The sequence below is a fragment of the Mesorhizobium sp. L48C026A00 genome, from assembly GCF_000502375.1.
GTDB lineage: Bacteria > Pseudomonadota > Alphaproteobacteria > Rhizobiales > Rhizobiaceae > Mesorhizobium > Mesorhizobium muleiense.
Genome location: NZ_AYWU01000084.1, coordinates 1 through 3,076 on the forward strand (window position 1 = coordinate 1; position 3,076 = coordinate 3,076).

Annotated in this window: 5 protein-coding genes and 1 pseudogene; all 6 read left to right on the forward strand. The window is 60.7% G+C overall.

Annotation, left to right across the window (positions count from 1 at the left end):
- Positions 1 to 459: S4 domain-containing protein (locus X738_RS80355; protein WP_023804250.1), on the forward strand; the 459-nt coding region annotated here is incomplete at its 5' end.
- Positions 460 to 707: 248 nt separating this feature from the next.
- Positions 708 to 851 (forward strand): annotated as a pseudogene (locus X738_RS88215) (transposase); the annotation flags it as partial.
- Positions 852 to 880: 29 nt separating this feature from the next.
- Positions 881 to 1,459 carry an IS5 family transposase gene (locus X738_RS85815; protein ID WP_245277911.1) on the forward strand — a complete coding sequence of 193 codons (579 nt, stop codon included), beginning with the start codon at positions 881 to 883 and terminating at the stop codon, positions 1,457 to 1,459.
- A gap of 105 nt (positions 1,460 to 1,564) precedes the next feature.
- The gene (locus X738_RS89590; protein WP_373420512.1) at positions 1,565 to 1,888 is read left to right on the forward strand and encodes a helix-turn-helix domain-containing protein; all 324 of its coding nucleotides are present in this window, start codon (positions 1,565 to 1,567) and stop codon (positions 1,886 to 1,888) included.
- A 217-nt stretch (positions 1,889 to 2,105) separates the two neighbouring features.
- A complete protein-coding gene (locus tag X738_RS85820) occupies positions 2,106 to 2,306 on the forward strand; it encodes a hypothetical protein (protein WP_023804255.1) in 201 nt (66 codons plus the stop codon).
- 280 nt (positions 2,307 to 2,586) lie between these two features.
- Positions 2,587 to 2,973, forward strand: a complete 387-nt coding sequence (locus tag X738_RS84330; protein WP_245277912.1) for an ATP-binding cassette domain-containing protein — start codon at positions 2,587 to 2,589, stop codon at positions 2,971 to 2,973.
- Positions 2,974 to 3,076: the final 103 nt, after the last annotated feature.

Consider the following 3,076-nt stretch of genomic DNA (forward strand, 5'->3'; position numbering starts at 1 on the left):
ACGGAAGACGCTGATGTCGTTCGGTTCCTGAAGCTTTTCACCGATCTGCCGATGGACGAGATCGAGCGATTTGGAAAGGCTGAAGGAACCGAGCTAAACGCCGTCAAAGAACGTCTCGCCAACGAAGCTACGGCCCTGGCACATGGAACTAACGCCGCCAAACAGGCGGAGGCCACGGCTAGCCAAGCATTCGGGCATGGCGAAGCCGCAGAGGGGCTACCGACGCTTCATCTCAATGACGCCGAGGGCTTGGCCGGAGTAGCCCTTGTGGATTTGCTGGTACGCGCCGGATTGACCTCCTCCAAAGGGNCCTCCTCCAAAGGGGAAGCGCGAAGGGCGATCTCGGGACGAGGTGTGCGGATCAACGGCAACGTCGTCGAGGTTGATACAATGATATCGTCCCAAGACCTCCCGATCCGGCTTTCGCTCGGCCGGAAGCGCCACACTGTTGTAAAGTAGGGTTTCNATGATATCGTCCCAAGACCTCCCGATCCGGCTTTCGCTCGGCCGGAAGCGCCACACTGTTGTAAAGTAGGGTTTCAGCAAATGCTGTCGCAGAAATTCTGCCCGCTTAGCGGGGTGGGCTCAACAGGTGAACGCAACACACTAGGCTTCGTGGACAAAGGTTGACGTGAGACTCTCGGATTGATTCAAGGCTTCTTTTTGGAGGAAGCCTTGGGCGAACAAATCGGTCTGACGGACGAGGAGTGGGCGCTGACGGGCCGTTGCTGCCGCCTGAGCGCGGGCGCGGGTGTCGACCGGCACAAGACAACCGGCTCTATTTCGAGGGCATGATGTGGATGGCGCGGACGGGTGCGCAATGGCGGCACCTGCCCGACGAATATGGCAAGTGGAACAGCGTGTTCCGCCGCTACCGACGATGGGTCGAAACGGGCGTGTTCGATGCTATGCTCGAAACGCTGGCCGAGCTGGTCGAGCGAGCCGGCACCGCCGACATGATCGACTCAACCATCGTCCGGGCGCATCACTGCGCAGTCGGCATAAAAAGGGGACTCAGCAGACAGAGGCGCTTGGTCGGTCGCGCGGCGGCTTCACCACCAAGCTGCATGCCCGCTGCGACGTCAAAGGCCGTCCGCTCGGCTTCGTCCTGACGGGCGGAGAAGCACACGACATCAAGGGCTTCGCACCACTGCTGCGGATGATCGCCGACAAGATCGAAGCGCTGCTGGCCGACAAGGGCTACGATGCCGACGCCATTCGGGAGGAGTTGGCAAAAGCCGAGATTGAGGCAGTCATCCCGGCCAAGCGCAACCGCAAGGACCCCGCGCCGCACGATGCCGAAAAATACAAGTGGCGCAACCTGATCGAGCGGCTGTTCAACAAGCTCAAGAATTGGCGGCGCGTCGCCACCAGATACGACAAGACGAGGGAGTCTTACCTCGGCTTCGTCGCCATCGCAGCAGTCAAGCTTTGGTTACCCTTTGTCCACGAGGCCTAGTCTTTTGTCAAAGATGGAGTGTGAGGCATGAAGCAGCGACGTCGCATCTATTACTCTGCAGCTCAGCGGTCTGAGATTTGGGATCGTTGGCAGGCTGGCGAGTCGATGAGTTCGATCGGGCGACGATTTGATCGGGAGTCCTCGTCGGTCTTTTCGGTGATCTCGCCGACAGGCGGAATTCGTCCGGCCGCTCGGAAACGGGCAAGCCAAGCGCTCAGTCTTAGTGAGCGGGAGGAGATTTCCAGAGGGCTGAGCACCCTCTGTTCGCTGCGTTCGATTGCTCGCCGGTTGGGTCGGTCGCCATCCACGATCAGTCGTGAAGTCCGGCGCAATGGTGGCCGGATAGGTATCGGGCCGCACGGTCCGATCAGGCTGCCTGGGGGCGGGCCCTGCGCCCTAAACTCTTGGCGAGCCTGGAGCGTGATCTGATCGGTTTCGTGTGTGGCAGTGCGGCCGGAATCGCGCTTGGTTTTGGCGATCGGGTTTTCCCGCCTCATGAAACGCTTGCTCGAGCCGGTGCTGCTGGTACACCGCCAGATCGCTCTCTTCGCTTGGGTGCCCCTGATCTCGATGTGGTTCGGCGGAGGCGAGGCCGGCAAGGTCGTCTTCATCGCGCTCGCGGCGTTCCAGCAACACCTGGCAGGGCGTGTCCGGCATCCCGCGCAGCTATCGCGAGCTTGCCAACGTGCTGACCTTCGGCTGCTTCGACTTCGCCCGGATCATCGCCATTCCGAGAGCGCTGCCGCAAATCTTCATGGGCCTTCATGCCGCGCTGATCTATGCCTGGACCGCGACAGGGGGGCCGAGCTTCTGCTCAACATCGCACCAGGGATCGGCGGGCGCATGAACGAGGGCCAGGCTGTTCCACATGGATCTATTGCTGCTGTGCATTCTCCTCCTCGGTGGCGTCGGAGTGGTCTTCAATGTCATCGCCGGCTCCGTGGAGCATCACTTTCTGCGCTGGAGGATTCCATGAGCGGCCCTGTCCCCATTTCTGAACGGGGACGTGGCCAAAGCCACGCTTGAAGATTGCTGACGTCAGCAAGAGATTCAGTGTCGCCGGCCATCAGGTCCAGGCGCTGTCGCATATCCATCTTGCAGTCGACGAGGGCGAGTTTGTCAGCATCGTGGGATCCTCGGGTTGCGGCAAGTCCACCTTGCTGCGACTCGTCCTCGGCCTCAACACTGATTATGACGGCGACATCCGGCTTGATGGACAGAGGGTGGAACGGCCGGGTCTCGGACCGCTCGATCGTTTTCCAGGAGCACAGGCTTTTGCCCTGGCTCAATGTCGAGGTCAATGTCGCCGCGGCGCTACGCCAAAGCCGGTTGGGCGCTGGCGAGAGAGGCGAACTCGTTCGCGATCATCTGCATCTCGTCGGCCTCGACCAATTCGCCAAAGCCTATCCCGCCCAATTGTCGGGTGGGCCCAGTGCGCACGTCGCTGCGAAAACGGCCAACAGAAGGTCAGCAAAGTGCGCGGGCATGGACTTGCCGGAAAGCTCTCGGCTTAGTTATTAGGCAATGGTTTCCACGATCTCATAGCGCTGGATCAGCGGCCCAATCCCCTCGTTGAGCAGGGTCAGGACGTTCTGGGTCGTCGGTGCGAGAAGTTCA